This is a genomic window from Streptomyces nidicola (assembly GCF_050106155.1).
Taxonomy (GTDB): domain Bacteria; phylum Actinomycetota; class Actinomycetes; order Streptomycetales; family Streptomycetaceae; genus Streptomyces.
Window position 1 is genome coordinate 7,270,703 of the sequence record NZ_JBNBPI010000001.1, and the last position, 18,421, is coordinate 7,289,123.

General features: G+C 71.2%; 17 protein-coding genes. 7 read left to right on the top strand and 10 right to left on the bottom strand.

Features of this window, described 5'->3' with window-relative positions; translation table 11 throughout:
- Nucleotides 1–26: 26 nt before the first annotated feature.
- On the top strand, nucleotides 27–2,543 hold the full coding sequence (locus ACOKM3_RS32860) for an alpha-L-arabinofuranosidase C-terminal domain-containing protein (protein WP_426904881.1): 2,517 nt from the start codon (nucleotides 27–29) through the stop codon (nucleotides 2,541–2,543).
- Here ACOKM3_RS32860 and ACOKM3_RS32865 read toward each other — a convergent pair.
- Together ACOKM3_RS32865 and ACOKM3_RS32870 are read right to left on the bottom strand one after the other, a co-directional pair.
- Nucleotides 2,530–3,351 carry an AAA family ATPase gene (locus tag ACOKM3_RS32865; RefSeq protein WP_426904882.1) on the bottom strand — a complete coding sequence of 274 codons (822 nt, stop codon included), beginning with the start codon at nucleotides 3,349–3,351 and terminating at the stop codon, nucleotides 2,530–2,532. The two genes, ACOKM3_RS32860 and ACOKM3_RS32865, sit on opposite strands and share 14 nt — an antisense overlap.
- A gap of 4 nt (nucleotides 3,352–3,355) precedes the next feature.
- Nucleotides 3,356–4,348: an aldo/keto reductase gene (locus ACOKM3_RS32870; protein WP_426904883.1), complete on the bottom strand. Its 993-nt coding sequence runs from the start codon at nucleotides 4,346–4,348 to the stop codon at nucleotides 3,356–3,358.
- 217 nt (nucleotides 4,349–4,565) lie between these two features.
- Here ACOKM3_RS32870 and ACOKM3_RS32875 point away from each other — a divergent pair, with 217 nt between their 5' ends.
- The 6 genes from ACOKM3_RS32875 to ACOKM3_RS32900 all read left to right on the top strand — a co-directional run bounded on the left by ACOKM3_RS32875 (nucleotide 4,566) and on the right by ACOKM3_RS32900 (nucleotide 10,728).
- A complete protein-coding gene (locus ACOKM3_RS32875; protein ID WP_426904884.1) occupies nucleotides 4,566–5,735 on the top strand; it encodes a hypothetical protein in 1,170 nt (389 codons plus the stop codon).
- 102 nt (nucleotides 5,736–5,837) lie between these two features.
- Nucleotides 5,838–6,866, top strand: coding sequence for an N-acetyl-gamma-glutamyl-phosphate reductase (argC, locus tag ACOKM3_RS32880; RefSeq protein WP_426904885.1), 1,029 nt, complete (start codon nucleotides 5,838–5,840; stop codon nucleotides 6,864–6,866).
- A complete protein-coding gene (gene argJ / locus ACOKM3_RS32885; RefSeq protein ID WP_426904886.1) occupies nucleotides 6,863–8,014 on the top strand; it encodes a bifunctional glutamate N-acetyltransferase/amino-acid acetyltransferase ArgJ in 1,152 nt (383 codons plus the stop codon). The genes argC and argJ overlap by 4 nt, the downstream gene beginning before the upstream one ends.
- On the top strand, nucleotides 8,011–8,955 hold the full coding sequence (argB, locus tag ACOKM3_RS32890; protein ID WP_426904887.1) for an acetylglutamate kinase: 945 nt from the start codon (nucleotides 8,011–8,013) through the stop codon (nucleotides 8,953–8,955). The genes argJ and argB overlap by 4 nt, the downstream gene beginning before the upstream one ends.
- A complete protein-coding gene (locus ACOKM3_RS32895) occupies nucleotides 8,952–10,151 on the top strand; it encodes an acetylornithine transaminase (RefSeq protein WP_426904888.1) in 1,200 nt (399 codons plus the stop codon). Before argB ends, ACOKM3_RS32895 begins: the two co-directional genes overlap by 4 nt.
- Before the next feature lie 16 nt (nucleotides 10,152–10,167).
- Complete coding sequence (locus tag ACOKM3_RS32900; protein WP_327664242.1) at nucleotides 10,168–10,728, top strand: arginine repressor; 561 nt, start codon at nucleotides 10,168–10,170, stop codon at nucleotides 10,726–10,728.
- Between the two features lie 102 nt (nucleotides 10,729–10,830).
- Here the strand turns inward: ACOKM3_RS32900 and ACOKM3_RS32905 are convergent, their stop codons facing one another.
- The 8 genes from ACOKM3_RS32905 to ACOKM3_RS32940 all read right to left on the bottom strand — a co-directional run bounded on the left by ACOKM3_RS32905 (nucleotide 10,831) and on the right by ACOKM3_RS32940 (nucleotide 18,384).
- A complete protein-coding gene (locus ACOKM3_RS32905; protein WP_426904889.1) occupies nucleotides 10,831–11,796 on the bottom strand; it encodes a PfkB family carbohydrate kinase in 966 nt (321 codons plus the stop codon).
- The gene (locus ACOKM3_RS32910) at nucleotides 11,793–13,268 is read right to left on the bottom strand and encodes a purine-cytosine permease family protein (RefSeq protein ID WP_426904890.1); all 1,476 of its coding nucleotides are present in this window, start codon (nucleotides 13,266–13,268) and stop codon (nucleotides 11,793–11,795) included. The genes ACOKM3_RS32905 and ACOKM3_RS32910 overlap by 4 nt, the downstream gene beginning before the upstream one ends.
- A 60-nt stretch (nucleotides 13,269–13,328) precedes the next feature.
- A complete protein-coding gene (locus tag ACOKM3_RS32915; RefSeq protein ID WP_426904891.1) occupies nucleotides 13,329–14,351 on the bottom strand; it encodes an ADP-ribosylglycohydrolase family protein in 1,023 nt (340 codons plus the stop codon).
- Nucleotides 14,348–15,067, bottom strand: coding sequence for a GntR family transcriptional regulator (locus ACOKM3_RS32920; protein WP_426904892.1), 720 nt, complete (start codon nucleotides 15,065–15,067; stop codon nucleotides 14,348–14,350). Before ACOKM3_RS32920 ends, ACOKM3_RS32915 begins: the two co-directional genes overlap by 4 nt.
- A 110-nt stretch (nucleotides 15,068–15,177) precedes the next feature.
- On the bottom strand, nucleotides 15,178–16,164 hold the full coding sequence (locus tag ACOKM3_RS32925; protein ID WP_426904893.1) for a bile acid:sodium symporter family protein: 987 nt from the start codon (nucleotides 16,162–16,164) through the stop codon (nucleotides 15,178–15,180).
- Nucleotides 16,165–16,290: 126 nt separating this feature from the next.
- Nucleotides 16,291–17,007, bottom strand: coding sequence for a L,D-transpeptidase family protein (locus tag ACOKM3_RS32930; RefSeq protein WP_426904894.1), 717 nt, complete (start codon nucleotides 17,005–17,007; stop codon nucleotides 16,291–16,293).
- Between the two features lie 3 nt (nucleotides 17,008–17,010).
- Nucleotides 17,011–17,598 (bottom strand): pyridoxamine 5'-phosphate oxidase family protein, encoded by a 588-nt coding sequence (locus ACOKM3_RS32935; protein ID WP_426904895.1) that lies wholly within the window; start codon nucleotides 17,596–17,598, stop codon nucleotides 17,011–17,013.
- An 18-nt stretch (nucleotides 17,599–17,616) separates the two neighbouring features.
- Nucleotides 17,617–18,384: an EamA family transporter gene (locus tag ACOKM3_RS32940; RefSeq protein WP_426904896.1), complete on the bottom strand. Its 768-nt coding sequence runs from the start codon at nucleotides 18,382–18,384 to the stop codon at nucleotides 17,617–17,619.
- Nucleotides 18,385–18,421: the final 37 nt, after the last annotated feature.

An 18,421-nucleotide genomic window follows, 5' to 3' on the forward strand; every position in this document is an offset into this window, starting at 1 on the left:
ATCCCGAACAATCCGAGGGAGTGCGCATGACGCGTGGACGACGCAGAGGCTGGAGACTGGGGCTCGGGGCGGCGGTGGGCTCCCTGCTGGTGGGCACGGCCGTACTGCCGTCATCGGCCGCCGGGGCCGATGTGAGAGCCGCCGGCGCCGATACGAAGGCCGACCCCACCGACTACTCCGTCACCGTCGACCCGAGCCGTTCGGGCGCGGCCATCGACGACACGATGTACGGCGTCTTCTTCGAGGACATCAACCGGGCCGCCGACGGCGGGCTCTACGCCGAGCTCGTACAGAACAGATCCTTCGAGTACTCCACCGCCGACAACGCCGCGTACACCCCGCTCACCGCCTGGAAGGCGAGCGGCACGGCGAAGGTCGCCGACGACGACGGGCGGCTGAACGCCCGCAACCGCAACTACCTCTCCCTGTCAGCCGGTTCGAGCGCCACCAACTCCGGATACGGCACCGGCTACACCCTCAAGAAGGGCGCCACGTACGACTTCTCGGTCTGGGCACGCGGCGACTCCGAGCTCACCGTGACCCTCGGCGACGCCGACGGCGCCCTCGCCACGCCGCGCAAGCTACGGACGCGCGGCGGCTGGGCCCAGTACAAGGCGACGTTCACGCCGCGCCAGGACACCACCACGGGCCGCCTCTCCGTCGCCACCACCAAGGACGCCGCGCTCGACATGGTGTCGCTGTTCCCGCGCGACACCTACAAGGGACGCCAGAACGGCCTGCGCAAGGACCTCGCCCAGAAGGTCGCCGACCTCAAGCCCGGCTTCGTGCGCTTCCCCGGTGGCTGCCTCGTCAACACCGGCTCCATGAAGGGGTACGACGAGGCCTCCGGCTACGAGCGCAAGCGTTCGTACCAGTGGAAGGACACGGTCGGCCCGGTCGAGCAGCGCGCCACCAACTCCAACTTCTGGGGCTACAACCAGAGTTACGGCCTCGGTTACTACGAGTACTTCCAGTTCGCCGAGGACATCGGCGCGATGCCGCTGCCCGTCGTCCCGGCCCTCGTCACCGGCTGCGGCCAGAACAAGGCCACCGACGACGACGCGCTCCTGAAGCGGCACATCCAGGACACGCTCGACCTCATCGAGTTCGCCAACGGCCCGACGAGCAGCAAGTGGGGCAAGCTCCGCGCCGAGATGGGCCACCCGAAGCCGTTCCACCTCACGCACCTCGAAGTCGGCAACGAGGAGAACCTGCCGAAGGAGTTCTTCGCGCGCTTCAAGCAGTTCCGCGCCGCCATCGAGGCCAAGTACCCGGACGTCACGATCATCTCCAACTCGGGTCCGGACGACAGCGGTTCGGTCTTCGACGAGGCCTGGAAGCTGAACAAGGACACCAAGGTCGACATGGTCGACGAGCACTACTACAACAGCCCGCAGTGGTTCCTCCAGAACAACGACCGCTACGACTCCTACGACCGGCAGGGCCCCAAGGTCTTCCTCGGCGAGTACGCCTCGCTCGGCAACCAGTGGTCCAACGCCATGTCCGAGGCCTCCTACATGACGGGCCTCGAACGCAACGCGGACGTGGTCGAACTCGCTTCTTACGCCCCGCTGTTCGCGCGCACGGACACCGTGCAGTGGAAGCCCGACATGATCTGGTTCGACGACCAGAAGTCATGGGGTTCGGCCGACTACGAGGTGCAGAAGCTCTTCATGCGCAACGTCGGCGACCGCGTCGTCCCCTCGAAGGCCACCGCCACCCCGTCGACCCAGGAGCCGATCACCGGCGCCGTGGGGCTCTCCACCTGGGCGACCAGCGCCGCGTACGACGACGTCAAGGTCACGGGCGCCGACGGGAAGACGCTGCTGAGCGACGACTTCAGCGGTGACGCGGCGCAGTGGACCGGTACAGGCAGCGGGAGTTGGAGCGTCCAGGACGGTCAGTACGTGCAGTCCGACGAGGCCGCAGAGAACACCCTGGTCACGGCGGGCGACCCGAGCTGGCAGAACTACGACCTGCATGTGAAGGCCACCAAGAAGTCCGGCAAGGAGGGCTTCCTCGTCGCCTTCGGCGTCAAGGACACCGGGAACTACTACTGGTGGAACCTGGGCGGCTGGAACAACACGCAGTCCGCCGTCGAACAGGCCGTGAACGGCGGCAAGTCGACGCTCATGTCCAAGGCGGGATCGATCGAGACCGGCCGCGCCTACGACGTCGACATCAAGGTGCGCGGCCGCCAGGTGACGCTGTACCTCGACGGCCAGGAGTGGGGCTCCTTCAAGGACGACAAGCCGGCCGAGCCGTTCCGTCAGGTCGTCACCGAGGACAAGAAGACCGGCGACCTGATCGTCAAGGTCGTCAACGCGCAGGACTCCGCGGCCCGTACGAAGGTCGACCTCGGCGGCGCCGACGTCGCGGACTCGGCGGCGGTGACGACGCTGAGCGCGGCGCCCGACGCCGAGAACACGGCGACCGACCGTCCCGTGAAACCGGTGACGTCCACCTTCGACGGCGTCGCCGACAGGTTCACGTACACGTTTCCGGGGAACTCGGTGACGTTCCTGAGGATCAAGAAGGGCTGAACCCGCCTGCCCCCGAGGGGAGTTGGCGCGCGCGGTGCCCGGCGGCAAGGAGGGGAGCAGCCGGAAGCCCCGTCGCCGCGCGCGTCACCCTCGCGGTACAGCCGGTGTCCCCGCACTCGCAGGAGAACGCCTTCTCGCCCGGCTCACCGCGCGCCCACGGACGGCGGAAGTACCCCGCGATCTGGGCGACCACGGCCTCGTTGGCCTCGCGGAGCAGCGCGCGCCGCTCGTCGGGCGTCGCCGCGTGCGGGCCCTCGGCGAGCGGGGCGGCCCAGAGGCGGGCGACCTCCTCCGTGGTGTCCGTGGTGCCGTCGACGCTCAGGAAGGGCGCGCCGGACTCCCGTACCTCCTCCGCGATCTCCTGGGCCAGGCGGCGGTACAGGGCCAGCGGACCGGGGCCCAACTCGCGCTCCGCGAGCCGCTTTTCGAGCAGCTCGGGGGTCGGCAGCAGCCACAGTGCGGCCCGGCCGGGGAGGGCCCGGGCGACACCGGGCGTGACCGTCGTGCCCTCGGCCACCGCCAGTGGGGCAGGGGGCAACGCCCGTACGTCGTCGACGACCATCGGGCCGCGCTCGCGGTGCAGTGACATCGCGAGGAGTTCGTCCACGGGTCTCGCCCAGCGTTCGTCGGGCGGCAGGGTCTCGAAGCGGGCGGCAGCCTCGTCGTGCGCGGCGAGCGCCCGGTCGCGGTGGGCCCACGTGCGCGTATCGGCGTGGTATCTACGCAGGCCGTGCCGCCGCGCGAGGCGCTCGGCGACCGTCGACTTGCCGGCGCCGGGCGCGCCGCCCAGCCACAGGACGTGAGCCACCCGCTCAGCCGTTCACGAACTTCATGCTGCCCGCGTCATAGCGGTCACCGGCCACCTCGCCCGCCGGAGCCGCCGCGTCGATCGCGGCCAGCTCGTCCGCCGACAGCTCCAGCGTCGCCGCCGCCACGTTCTCCTCCAGGTACTTCTGGCGGCGCGTGCCGGGGATCGGCACCACGTCGTCGCCCTGGTGCTGCACCCAGGCGAGCGCCAACTGCCCCGCCGTGACGCCCTTCTGGGCCGCCAGCTCCTCAAGGCGCGCGACGATCGCGAGGTTGCGCTCCAGGTTCCCGTCCGTGAAGCGCGGCTGGGAGCGGCGCAGATCGCCCTCCTTGAACTGCTCCGTCGACTTGTAGGCACCGGTGAGGAAGCCCCGCCCCAGCGGCGAGAACGGCACGAGCCCGATGCCCAGCTCCCGGCACACCGGCAGGATCTCCGCCTCCAGGTCGCGCGTCCACAGCGAGAACTCGCTCTGCAGCGCAGCGATCGGATGCGTCGCGTACGCCTTGCGCAGCGTGTCCGCACCCGCCTCCGAGAGGCCCAGGTGGCGCACCTTGCCCTCCTTCACCAGCTCCGCCATGGCGCCCACGGTCTCCTCGATGGGCACGTCCTGGTCGACGCGGTGCAGGTAGTACAGGTCGATGTGGTCGACGCCGAGCCGGCGCAGCGAGGCCTCGCAGGCCTGGCGTACGTAGGCGGCGTCGCCGCGGATCTCGGTGGGCTCGCCGAGCTTGTTGGCGAAGCCGAACTTCGTGGCGATGACGGCCTGTTCGCGGCGTCCCGGCGCGGCGAGGGCGCGGCCGATCAGCTCCTCGTTGTGCCCGGACCCGTAGAAGTCCGAGGTGTCGAGCAGGGTGACACCGAGGTCGAGGGCGCGGTGGATCGTGCCGATCGACTGCTCGTCGTCGGACGGGCCGAAGCCGTGGCTCATGCCCATGCAGCCGAGGCCCTGCGCGGAGACGGTGAGCGCGCCCAGGCGGCGAGTGGGAAGGTTCGACATGGGGTGCTGCCTCCTGTGATGGTGCGGGTGCCGTGCGCGTGTGATGGCGCCGGTGCCGTACGTGCTCGACGGTATGACCTGGAGCGCACTCCAAGGCAAGCGCCGCACCTCCGGGTACGCTGCCCGCGCGCCGGGCGGGCCGGCGGGCGACAAAGGGGGAGCGGTCATGGGTGCAGCGCGGGTCCGGCGCCGAGGGGCGGCGGTGTGTGCCGCATTCGTGGCTTCCTTGCTCGCCGTCGCGGGGTGCGGGGCGCCCGGCGGGCAGGCGAAGGCGCCGGCCCCGTCGAAGGCCCAAAAGGCTGAACTGTCCTGGAAGTTCGAGCACATCGCGGACTTCAACGGCGAACTGACCGACGTCGCGGTCCTCGCCGAGGACGACATCTGGGCCGCCGGCGCAGAGAACGACGGCAGCTACGCGCCCCTGCTCCTGCACTACGACGGCGAGCGGTGGCGCCGCGAGCCCCTGCCCGACGCGCTCGGCGCAGGTGAGGGCTACCCGCCGATGCTCGAAGAGATCGGCGACAAGGGCCTGTGGATGCGGTCGATGCCGCGCCAGGAAGGCGTTCCGCAGGCGGACGCGGCGGCGGTCAAGTGGGCCCAGTGGGACGGCGCCCGCTGGTCCCCGGTGCCGAACCCGCCGCCCGGAGCGGCGGGCGACCTCGACGCCACGTCCCCCGACGACATCTGGACGCTCACCGGCGAGCGGACCGCCGCCCACTGGGACGGCACGCGCTGGACCACGACCCGGCTCCCGTACGCGGTGGGCGACCTGGCCGTCGCGGGCCCCGACGACGTCTGGGCGGTCGGCAGCCGCTCCACCGGGCCCGGCACCGAGACCGTGCACGGCGAGCCGTACGCCCAGCCCGCCTCCACACACTGGGACGGCACGTCCTGGAAACCGGTGGACACGCCGCAGGCCCGCTTCGAGGAGCCGACCCCGCCCGAACCCAGCGCGGGCCTGGGCCGGGTCGTCGCACTCGAAGGCGGGGAAGTGCGCGCGTACGGCGCCAACTCCTTCAACCACGGCGAGGGCGAGCCCGAGCCGGAGGAGCAGCACATCCGGCTGCGCTGGGACGGCGCCAAGTGGGCCGACCAGGACCCGGCCCCCGGCCGGTGCGAGCTGCGGATCCCGGTCGGCGAGGAAAAGGGCGGCCTCTTCCTCGACGGCAACTGGTACCTGACCGGCGACAACCGCTGCGTGAAGATCAAACGCGAGCGGCTGCCCCTGTCGACCGGCGCCCGCAAGACCTCGAACCAGATGCTGTGGCTGAAGGAGATCCACCGGATCCCGGGCACCGACGAATGGATCGGCGCGGGAAAGGTGGAGGTCATGCAGAGCGGCGACCCCTTCGGTGCGCCCGTCGTCGTACGCCTGGAGCGCGGCTGAGCCGCGGGCACCGCCTCCCACGGCCGCCCGGCACCGGTCACCCCACTCGTTGCATAAACGTGCACAGCGACGTATAGTCATGCCATCCAAGAGGAGGGTTCCATGGCGGTACGCGCAGCAGTGGCGGGAGCGAGTGGATATGCGGGCGGCGAAGTGCTGCGCCTGCTGCTCGGCCACCCCGAGGTGGAGATCGGCGCCCTGACGGGCAACTCGAACGCGGGGCAGCGCCTGGGCGCGCTCCAGCCCCACCTCTTCCCGCTCGCCGACCGAGTCCTCCAGGAGACCACGACGGAGGTGCTCGCCGGGCACGAGGTCGTCTTCCTGGCGCTGCCGCACGGGCAGTCCGCCGCCGTCGCCGAGCAGCTCGGCCCGGACGTCCTCGTCGTCGACATGGGCGCCGACTTCCGGCTGAAGGACGCCGCCGACTGGGAGACGTTCTACGGCTCGCCGCACGCCGGCACGTGGCCGTACGGCCTGCCCGAACTGCCGGGTGGCCGCGCAGCGCTGGAGGGGTCCAAGCGCATCGCGGTTCCCGGTTGCTACCCGACGGCCGTCTCCCTCGCCCTCGTTCCCGCGTACGCGGCGGGGCTCGTGGAGAGCGAGGCCGTGATCGTCGCCTCGTCCGGCACCTCGGGCGCGGGCAAGGCGGCCAAGCCGCACCTGCTCGGCAGCGAGGTCATGGGGAACATGTCGCCGTACGGGGTGGGCGGCGGCCACCGGCACACCCCCGAGATGATCCAGAACTTCAGCGCCGCGGCGGGGGAGCGGGTCTCCGTCTCCTTCACGCCGACGCTCGCGCCGATGCCCCGCGGCATCCTCGCCACGTGCAGCGCCAAGGCGAAGCCCGGCGTCACCGCCGACTCCGTACGGACCGCGTACGAGAAGGCGTACGGCGAGGAGCCGTTCGTGCACCTGCTGCCCGAGGGCCAGTGGCCGCAGACGGCGGCCGTCTACGGGTCGAACGCGGCGCAGATCCAGGTCGCGTACGACGAAGCGGCAGGCCGCGTCATCGTCATCAGCGCGATCGACAACCTGGCCAAGGGCACCGCCGGCGGTGCCGTCCAGTCCATGAACATCGCCCTCGGTCTCGACGAGACCACCGGGCTCTCGACGATCGGAGTCGCGCCGTGAGTGTGACGGCAGCCAAGGGATTCCAGGCCGCGGGCATCGCCGCCGGAATCAAGGACAGCGGGAACCCGGACCTGGCCCTCGTGGTCAACCGCGGCCCCCGCCTGGCGGCCGCGGGCGTCTTCACCTCCAACCGCGTCAAGGCCGCCCCGGTCCTCTGGTCCGAGCAGGTCCTCAAGGGCGGCCTCGTCTCCGCCGTCGTCCTCAACTCCGGTGGCGCCAACGCCTGCACAGGCCCCAAGGGCTTCCAGGACACGCACGCGACGGCCGAGAAGGTCGCCGAGGTCTTGGAGGTGAACGCCGGGGAGGTCGCCGTCGCGTCGACGGGCCTCATCGGCGAGCTGCTGCCCATGGACAAGGTGCTGCCCGGCGTGGGCAAGGCCGCGGCCCAGCTCTCCGAGCACGGCGGCGAGAAGGCCGCCATCGCCATCAAGACCACCGACTCCGTGCACAAGACGGCGGTGCACCAGGGCGAGGGCTGGACCGTCGGCGGCATGGCGAAGGGCGCCGGCATGCTGGCCCCCGGCCTCGCCACGATGCTGGTCGTCCTCACCACGGACGCCGCGCTCGACAGCGAGGTCCTGGACAAGGCGCTGCGCGACGCCACCCGCGTCACCTTCGACCGGGTCGACTCAGACGGCTGCATGTCGACGAACGACACGGTGCTGCTGCTCGCCTCCGGCGCCGCCGAAGTCACCCCGGAGTACGAGGAGTTCGCCGAGGCCGTCCGCCTCGTCTGCGACGACCTGGGCCGGCAGCTCATCGGCGACGCCGAGGGCGCCAGCAAGGACATCAAGGTCGAGGTGATCAACGCCGCGAGCGAGGACGAGGCCGTCGAGGTGGGCCGCTCCATCGCCCGGAACAACCTCCTCAAGTGCGCCATCCACGGAGAGGACCCCAACTGGGGCCGCGTCCTCTCCGCGATCGGCACCACGAAGGCCACCTTCGAGCCGGACGAGCTGAACGTCGCGATCAACGGCGTGTGGGTCTGCAAGAACGGCGGCGTCGGCGAGGACCGCGACAAGGTCGACATGCGCTACCGCGAGGTCGTCGTCACCGCCGACCTCGCCGCGGGCACGGAAACCGCGACGATCTGGACCAACGACCTGACAGCCGACTACGTCCACGAGAACAGCGCGTACTCCTCATGAGCGAGACGAACGACACCAAGCAGGCCACCGCGCGGAAACACACCGCGCTCCCCAAGGCCCAGACGCTCATCGAGGCGCTGCCCTGGCTGACCCGGCACAACGGCAAGACGGTCGTCATCAAATTCGGCGGCAACGCCATGGTCGACGAGGATCTGAAGGCCGCCTTCGCGCAGGACGTCGTCTTCCTGCACCACGCGGGGCTCAAGCCCGTCGTGGTGCACGGCGGCGGCCCGCAGATCAGCAGGGCACTGGACCGGCACGGCATCGTCAGCGAGTTCAAGGCGGGCCTCAGGGTCACCACCGAGGACGCCATGGACGTCGTACGGATGGTGCTCGCCGGACAGGTGCAGCGCGAGCTGGTCGGCCTGCTCAACCAGCACGGGCCGCTCGCCGTCGGCATCACCGGCGAGGACGCGCACACCATCACCGCCACCAAGCACCAGCCCCGCATCGAGGGCGAGCTGGTCGACATCGGCCGGGTCGGCGAGATCACCGAGATCGACACCGGCGCCATCGAGGCCCTGCTCGCCGACGGCCGGATCCCGGTCGTCTCCTCGATCGCCCGTTCCCAGGACGATTCGCATGTCTACAACGTCAATGCTGATACGGCGGCTGCGGCACTCGCTGCTGCGCTGGACGCCGAGACGCTGATGGTGCTGACCGACGTCGAGGGCCTCTACGAGGACTGGCCGAACTCCGACGAGGTCATCAGCCGGCTCACCGCCACCGAGCTCGAGAAGCTGCTCCCGGAGCTGGCGAGCGGCATGGTCCCGAAGATGGAGGGCTGCCTGCACGCCGTGCGCAACGGCGTGCACACCGCCCGCGTCATCGACGGGCGGGTCCAGCACTCGATCCTGCTGGAGATCTTCACCGACGAAGGCATCGGCACGATGGTCATCGCCGACAAAGAGGTCGACAAAGAGGGGGAGGACAACTCGTGACCGATAACCAGGAGTTGACGGAGCGCTGGCAGGGCGCCCTGATGAACAACTACGGCACGCCGAGGCTGCCGCTGGTCAAGGGCGCGGGCGCCAAGCTGTGGGACGCCGACGGCAAGGAGTACCTGGACTTCGTCGGCGGCATCGCGGTCAACGCGCTCGGCCACGCCCACCCGGCGATCGTCGAAGCGGTCTCCACGCAGATCGCCTCCCTCGGCCACGTCTCGAACCTCTTCGTCGCCGAGCCGCCCGTCGCGCTCGCCGAGCGCCTCCTCCAGCTCTTCGGCCGGGACGGCGCGGTCTTCTTCTGCAACTCGGGCGCCGAGGCCAACGAGGGCGCGTTCAAGATCGGCCGGCTCACGGGCCGGACGCACATGGTCGCCACGACCGGCGGCTTCCACGGCCGCACCATGGGCTCCCTCTCGCTGACCGGCCAGGCCGGCAAGCAGGACGGCTTCACCCCGCTCCCCGGCGACGTCACACACGTCCCGTACGGAGACGTGGAAGCGCTCAAGGCGGCCGTCACGGACGAGACGGCCTTCGTCATCATCGAACCGATCCAGGGGGAGAACGGCGTGGTCGTACCCCCCGCCGGCTACCTCAAGGCGGCCCGCGAGATCACCCGCGCCACCGGCACCCTGCTCGTGCTCGACGAGGTGCAGACCGGCGTCGGCAGGACCGGGCACTGGTTCGCGTACCAGGCGGAGGAGGGCATCGAGCCCGACGTCGTCACGCTCGCCAAGGGACTCGGCGGCGGCCTCCCGCTCGGCGCGACGGTGGCCTTCGGCGAGACGGCGAAGCTCCTCAAGCCCGGACAGCACGGCACGACGTTCGGCGGTAACCCGGTCGCCTGCGCGGCCGGCCTCGCGGTCCTCGACACGATCGCGGGCGAGGGCCTCCTGCAGAACACCAAGGCGGTCGGTGAGCGCATCAAGTCCGGCGTCGAGGCCCTCGGCCACCCGCTGGTCGGCCATGTCAGGGGTGAAGGCCTGCTGCTGGGTATCGTGCTCACCGGGCCCCGCGCACCGCAGGTGCAGCAGGCGGCCCAGGACGCGGGCCTCCTGGTGAACGCGCCCGCACCCGACGTCGTCCGGCTCATGCCGCCGCTGAACCTGAGCGACGCCGAGGCGGACGCGTTCCTCGCGGCGCTGCCCGCCGCACTGGACACGGCATCGGCCGACGCGGAAGGGCGATCCTGAGGAGAATGGGACGACGATGAGCAGCAAAGCGGAGAGAGACGTATCTGCGGCCACGAACCTGGCGCACGCGGCGGCGGCCGTACCGCAGACCCGCGCCGCGCGGCACCGCCGGATAGTGGACATCCTCAACCGCCAACCCGTGCGCTCCCAGAGCCAGTTGGCGAAGCTGTTGTCCGACGACGGGCTGACGGTCACGCAGGCGACGCTCTCCCGCGACCTGGACGAGCTGGGCGCGGTCAAGATCCGCAACACCGGCGGTGAGCTGATCTACGCCGTGCCCAGCGAGGGCGGCTTCCGCACCCCGCAGGCCCCGCTCGGCGAATCGGCCAAGGAGGAGCGGATGCGCCGCCTGGCCGGCGAACTGCTCATCTCGGCGGAGGCCTCGGCGAACCTCGTGGTCCTGCGCACGCCCCCGGGCGCGGCCCAGTTCCTCGCCTCCGCCATCGACCAGGCCGAACTCCACGTCATCCTCGGCACGATCGCGGGCGACGACACGGTGATGCTGATCAGCCGCGACCCGGCCGGCGGCCAATCCCTGGCCGACCACATGCTCCGCGTGGCCCAGAACGACCACTAGCGCCCAGCGCTGGCTATTTCCAGCCCCTCCGGCGTTTGAGGAGCGGGGTCCGGGGCAGAGCCCCGGTTTTCGGGAAGGGGCGGGTTGGGGAAAAGAGACCCCTCAGCCCAGCCCCAACTCCCGCGCCGGCCCCTCCCCAAGAAACGCCACCAGCTCCTCCACGGTGGGCCCCGTGGCCGGCCCCCTCCGCGTCACCGCCAACGCCGCCGCCGCATTGGCCCCCCGCGCCGCATCCACCGCACCAACGCCCCGCCCCAGCAACGCCAAGAACGCCCCCACATGCGCATCCCCCGCCCCATTGCTGTCCACGGCATCAACGGGGAACCCAGGTACATGCACCACATCGCCCGAGCCCGGCGCAGCCAACCAGCACCCGTCCTTGTCGGCCCGCACCAACACCCCCGCCCCATCCCGCAACCGCCCCCGCAGGGCCTCCGCCGCCTCCCGCGGGTCGGCACCCCCGGCCAGGATCCCGGCCTCACGCGCATTGCAGCTCAACCAGTCCGTTCGGGCAAGAACCGGCTCGAGGACCTCGGCCGGAATGTCCGCCACCAGCGGCGCCGGATCGAAACAGACCCGCACGTCGTCGGGGAGCCCCGCCACCACCTGCGCGAGCAACGGCCCGTTGACCTCCATGACGAGCCCGTACCCGGACACCTGCACCAGGTCACCGCCGCGCACGGCTCCGGCGACCGCCGCCGCCTCGTCCGGCGTCATCCGCGCGTCGACGCCGAAACTGGTCACGAACGTCCGCTCACCGCCCCCGTCGACAAGGGCCACACAGAACCCGGTGTCGCCGTCCGTCCGCGCCGCGAGCACCGTCCCGATGCCCTCGGACGCGAGCGAGGCCCGCACCAACTCCCCGTAGGGGCCGGTGCCGTGAACCCCCGCGTACACCGCTTCGGCACCCAGCCGCCGCGCCGCAGTGAGCGCGTTGAAGCCGCCGCCCGCGTACAACTCCGTACGTGTACCGATGACATCGCCACCCCGCTCCGGAAGGGCGGGTACGTCGATGACGAGGTCGGCGATGACGTTCCCGGCGAGAACGACACGGGAGTCGGCGGTCATCGAGTGGCCTCCTTGAAAGCGGCGGAATCGGTGTCGGGGGAGTCGAGGGTCACCTTCGTGCGGCGCCCGAGCAGCGCGTACAGCACACCGCCCACGACGATCGCGACGAGCCAGCCGAGCCCGTTGGCGCCGAGCCAGGACCCGGCCAGCGGGCCCTTGAACCACACGTCGTCCGCGCTGGTCGACGCCGTGGTGAACAGCAGCCCGGCCACGATCGCCGCCACCCACGCGACGACGGCGGGCAGATGGAAACCGCCGGTGTACCAGTAGCGGCTGGTGCGGCTCGTGTCCATCACGGCCTCGGTGTCGTACTGCCGGCCGCGGGCCATGTCGACGACGATGACCCCGATCCACGCCGAGATCGGCACGGCGAGCAGTGTCAGGAACGTACTGAACGGGCCGTAGAAGTCGCCCGCGATCAGCATGAAGTAGACGCCGCCGAGGAACATCAGGGCGACATCTATGCAGACCGCCCAGGCCCGCGGCACCCGCAGACCGAGCGTGATCATCGTCAACCCGGCCGAGTACGTGGACAGGTGATTGGACATCAGTAGTCCGCCGAACGCCGCGATCAGATACGGCACGGCCATCCACGACGGCAGCATCGCGTTGATCGCCGCGACCGGGTCGGACGAGGTCGCGAGCGTCGGATCGCCCGCCGTGAGCAGCGAGCCCAGCGAGATCAGCAGCACCAGCGGGATGCCCGCGCCGAACGCGGAGGCCTGCACGAGCCGCCCGCCCGGAATGGACCGCGGCAGGTAACGGGCATAGTCCGCACCGGCGTTGGCCCAGCCGATGCCGGTGCCCGCGGCGATGAAGCCGATGCCCGCGATGACACCGCTGAGCGGTCCTGCCGGGGCGTCGAGGACCTTCGACCAGTCGACGGTCGCGACGAGGAAGCCCATCACGACCAGGTTCAGGATCCCGAAGGCCACCGTCGCCCACTTGTTGATCCACATGATCGTGGCGTGCCCGAGCCCGCTGATCAGCAGGGTGCAGGCGATGAAGACCAGCAGACAGATCAGGGTGAGTACGGTGCCCTGGCCGAAGCCGAAGAGCGTGTTGAGCAGAGCGAGCAGCGCGTACGCCGCCGTGGTCGTGGTGATCGTCTCCCAGCCGACCCGGCTGAGCCAGCTGATCAGCGTGGGCCCGTGGTTGCCGCGCTGGCCGAACACCGCGCGCGACAGGGTCAGGGCGGGCGCGCCGCCCTTCTTCCCGGCGAGGCTGAGGGCGCCGACGAGCGCGAAGGAGCCCACCGAGCCGACGATCGCGACGATCACGGCCTGCCAGATGTTCAGGCCGCGGAAGGCGACGAGCGTCGCGCCGAGCGGCAGCCCGAGGATCGAGATGTTGGCGGCGAACCACGTCCAGAACATCTGGCTCGCGTGGCCGTGCCGCTCACTGTCGGGGACCGGTTCGATTCCCCGGGTCTCCACGGTGCCGACGCGGTCGTTCTTCGTTGAATCGGCCATGGCGGAACTCCTTGCTCTTGCTCGGTGCGGACGGGTCTCGGTACAGGCGGGTGAGGTCCGTCAGTGGTTGGTCCGGTAGGTGAGCAACTGCCGGGTCAGCGGCTCAAGCTCGAGCCCGTTGACCTCGCGCAGGGTGCGTACCGCGTCGGCGGGCAGGGCGGTGAGGCCGTGCAGGGAACCGGCGATCGCGCCGGCGATCGCGGCGATCGTGTCGCTGTCGCCGCCGAGGTTCGCCGCGAGGAGCGTGGAGCGCCACGGGTCGCCGCCGGTCAGCGCGAGCACCGCGAACGCCGCGGGGACCGACTCCTGGCTGGCGACGCTGGTGCCGACGAGCGCGACGACACGGTCGAGCGCCGCGGTCTCGTCGAGGCCCGCGACCAGCTCGCGCACCGAGGCGATCCGCGCCGAGATGCTGGCGCCCGCGACCCAGTGCCCGCGCCTCGCACCGGCCGCCGAGGCGGCGATCGCGGCGTCGAAGACATCGTCGAGGGTGCCGCCCGCGACACCGGTGGAGACGGCCGCGGCGACCGCGGCCGCGCCCGCGATACCGATGTTCGTGTCGTGCGTGACCTGGCAGGACTCGACGACCCGGTCCAGGAAGGTCTCGGCGTCGTCAGGTGCGTAGGAGTAGGCGATGCCGACCGGCGCGACGCGCATGGCCGAGCCGTTCGTCGTGCCGTGCTTTCCGGCCTCCTTGGGGTCGGCGCCCCGGTCCACGGCGTCGAGCGCCGCCTTGGTCGAGGGGCCCAGCAGGTCGAACGACCCCTTGGCCTTCATCTCCCGCTCCCAGGACAGGAGTTCCTCGGCGAACCGCAGCGGGTCCACGTGCCCGCCGCCCTCCACGATCAGCCGCGCCACGATGACGGCCTGGTCGGTGTCGTCCGTGACGGACCCGGCGGGCATCCCGGCGCTGACCGGGTTGTCGGGCCGCGCGGGCTCGAAGCCGCTCAGCGTGCCGTAGACGCGGACGACGTCCTCACGGGACATGACCTGGGTCGGCATGCCGAGCGCGTCGCCGAGCGCGAGTCCGTAGAAGGCGCCGGCGGCGCGGTCGAAGAGGGCGGGATCGGGGGTGGTACTCACGGTTGGCCTCCTCGGCCGGTACGTACGTGCAGTTGGAACCGGGACGGATCGAGCAGGCTGGTGATCTGTTCGACCACGCCCCCGTCCGCGTCGCGGAACACCTGGGCGACGCGGAGGAAGGAATCGCCGGGGGAGCGGCGCAGGGCCGTGGCGTCGGCGTCGTCGAGTCCGGCGACGGCGATGTGTGCGTCACTGGAGGCACGGACCCGGCCCGCCGCGGCGAGCGTCTGGTCCAGGGAGCCGCCGTCGAGCCCGCGCTCGACCAGATCGGCCAGCGGCCCGACGGCGGGCACCCGGCTGAACTCCAGCGAGACACCGTGCCCGTCGGACAGCCGGCGTACGCGGTCGAGGGCGATGAACTCCGGGCTCTCCAGGCCGAGTTCGGCGGCGAGCGCCGCATCCTGTATCCGCTCGAAACGCAGGGTCTGCGTCGTCAGCTCGGTGCCCTGTGCGGCCAGCGCCCTGGTCCAGCCGAGATGCTGGTCGAGCGGGGCGCCGTCGAACGTGACGATCGACCCGATCCCGGCGTGCGTCTCGATGAGCCCCTGCTCGCCGAGGACGCCGAGGGCCTGCCGCACGGTCGTCCGGCTGACCCCGAAGCGCTCCCGCAGTGCGTGCTCACCGGGCAGCTTGCTGCCGTCGGCGTGGACGCCCGTACGGATCTCCTCGGCGAGGACGTGGGCGACGCGGTGATGCTTGTGAACCTGTCCAGGCATGTCTAGAAGGTAGACACGAAGAAGCCGACCTGTCTACACCTGTCCAGTCACCTTTTTGGTGACGTGGCCGGTGTCGACGCGGTCGGCTTCTCGGGGGTGTGCGTGGGGGGCTACTTCTTCTCGGCCGCCCTCGCCCGGTACGACATCCATGCCGCGACCAGCGCGCCCGACACGTTGTGCCAGACCGAGAACACGGCGGCGGGCAGTGCGGCCAGCGGGCTGAAGTGGGCCGTGGCCAGGGAGGCCGCGAGGCCCGAGTTCTGCATGCCGACCTCGAAGGCCATGGCGCGCGACGCGGGCTTGCCGAGCCGGCCGAGCTTTCCGGCGCCGTAGCCGAGCGCGAGGCCGAGGCCGTTGTGCAGCACCACCGCGACCACGACGAGGGCGGCGGCCGACTTGATGGCGTCGGCGCTGCCCGCCACCACCACGGCCACGATCACGGCGATGGTCAGCGCGGACAGCCATGGCAGCACCTTGAGCAGCCGGTCGACGTACCGGCCGAGCACGAGACGTACGACCAGGCCCGCGATCACCGGGAGCAGCACGGTCTTCAGGATGTCCGTCATCATCGAGCCGGCGTCCACCGGCAGATACGCGCCCGCGAGCAGCAGCGTCAGCGGCGGCGTGATCAGCGGCGCGAGCACCGTGGAGACGGTCGCCACCGACACGGAAAGGGCGACGTCGCCGCGCGCCAGATACGTCACGACGTTGGACGCGGTGCCGCTGGGCGCGCAGCCGACGAGGATGACACCGGCCGCCAACTGCGGGGACAGGCCGAGCGCGTGGGCGATCGCCCAGCCGAGCCCCGGCATGATCACGTAGTGCGCGACGAGGCCGAGTCCCACGGCCCACGGGCGCTGCGCGACGCCCTTGAAGTCCGTGAGGGTCATCGTGAGGCCCATGCAGAACATCACGACGCCCAGCAGGTAGGGCACGTTGGTGCCCCAGCCGGCGAACGTGCCGGGGGAGGCGAGCCCCCAGGCGCCCGCGACGAGGACGAGCACGGGGAAGACGGTGACCGCCAGCCGGGCGGCACGGTCGGTGGCCCCGCTCGTCGTGGGGGGGACGGGGCTCGTGTGTTCGGTTTCGCTTCGCACCGGGCGATGCAACGCCTCGGCGGTGAATCCACGCAACCCCGTCTCGTTATGTGGTCCCTACACGAGAGCTGGTACCGGCATAGGTGCCCATGTCCGTATACGTATCAGTACCGGACGATTGCCGTATCAGTACCGGGTGATCGCCGTCGCCCCGCCCGCCGTCCCGATCGCGATGTGCGGGGACCGCCCGGGGTCCGCCCAGGTCAGGATCCGGCGCATGGCGTCCTTCGGTACGGATACGCAACCGGCCGTGGCCCCGCGCCCGTTGACGTGCAGGAAGATTCCGGCGCCGCGGCCGTGCACGGGGCGGTAGTAGTTGAAGGCGACCACGAGCGCGTGCGCGTACTGCGTCGCGTAGTCGGCGAGGCGCTCGGACTCGGCGGCGCGGCAGTCGCGGGGGCGCGGTTCGGTCCAGCGGTTGTACGAGCGGGAGGCGTTGTCCTGGCACCACCAGGAGTCGCGGTGCACGCGTCGGTACGTCGTCCGGGTCCCCTCGGGCGCCGCCTTGACGCCGAACGCGAAGGGCAGGTCGTAGAGGCCGGTCGGTGTCGTGTTGGTGCCCTGCTTGCGCTTGCTCCCGGCCACGAGCCCCTTCGCCCCGAACCGCGCGGGCGCCGAACCGGCCTTCACCCAGCGGCCGTTCGCGCCCCGGTCCCACCAGGTGACGGTGCCGGTGGTCGAGGACGTACGGGGCGCCTGCGCGGTGATCAGCTGACGGCCGCCGCCCGTGTCCGCCATGCGGGCGGGCAGCGGGTCGGCGGCGGAGGCGGGCGTGGAGGGGGCCGCCCCGAGGGCGGCGCAGGCGGCGACGGCGGTGGCGATACCTGCTCGAATAGGGCGCATGGGTCAGAACGTAGCGGGCGGCAGCGGCAACGGCAGCCCGGGCAGTCCGTCCAGGCTCTTCGCGATGTACTCCTTCTTCTGGAAGTACGCGTCGAGCCCCGCGTCGTCCTCGCGCGCGAAGCGCCTGCCGTGCAGGTCGCGGTCCTCGTCGTACGTCATGAAGGGCACGGTGTAGCCGCAGGTGTCGCGGATGTGTTCGGCGTGCACGACGATGACCGCGCGCAGGCCGTTGCGGGTCGGGTCGATGTCCGGAAAGCGGCCGACCAGTTCGGCGAAGCGCGGGTCGTCGCGGAACACGGGCTCGCCGCGGCCGTGCACCCGGACGATGTTCGGCGGGCCCTGGAACGCGCACCACATCAGCGTGATCCGGCCGTTCTCGCGCAGGTGGGCGATGGTCTCCGCGTTGGAACCCGCGAAGTCCAGGTACGCGACGGTCCGTTCGTCGAGCACGGCGAAGGAGCCCTTGAGGCCCTTGGGGGAGAGGTTGACCGTCCCGTCGTCGGAGAGCGGGGCGGTCGCGGTGAAGAAGACCGGCTGCTCCTCGATGAACGTGCGCAGTCGCCCGGCTATGCGTTCATGACTTTTTCCCATACCGGGATGATGCCCCGTTCACGCTTCCTTCGTAGCGGGTGTCCGTACGGCGAAATAGCCGCTGGCCAACAGGAGGGCGCACCCGGCGAGTTGGAGCGGCGTGGGACGCTCGCCGAGGGCGACGGCCCCGAAGACGAGCGCGCCGACCGGAGTGAGCAGAAGCAGCACGGCGCCGACGTGGCTCGCCAGGCGCGGCGAGTGCACCGCGACGAGCAGCCACCCGATCACGCCGCTGGTCAGCGAGGCCCCGGCCAGCCAGCCGAGGGCCGCCCACCCCGGCGCGTACGTCACACCGCTCCACAGCGCCCCGGCGCCCAACGAGACCAGGGCGGCCGACGCCGTGACCACGAGATACGTCTGCCGGATCTGCCCGGAGAGCCCGCCGCGGCGCAGCAGGAACAGGAAGCGCCGCGCGACCCGCTCCCCGTCCACCAGCCACGCCAGCAGCGGCACGAGCACCACCTGGACATTGACCAGGACCGTGGACAGGCCGGCCCCGACCTCCCCGATGGCCGCCGTCCACAGCAGCATGTCGCCCGCGAACAGCGCCCCTGCCAGCGCCGCGAGCACGAGGTGGCGCGCGCCCGGCGAGCCCTCCTTGCGCCGCTCCGGCGCGCACAGCAGGGCGAGCAGCGGCAGGGTCAGCGCGCAGCGCAGATACGAGGCCGTGCCCGGCGACGTGCCCGAGAGGTCGATGAAGACGGGTGCGAGGGAGGGCGAGAGCGCGCCGACACCCATGCCGATCAGGGCGCGGGCGTGCGTCGGGACATCGGGCCGCTTGATCATGACGCTGCCGGGTACCCCTCCGGCCGACCGGCCATGC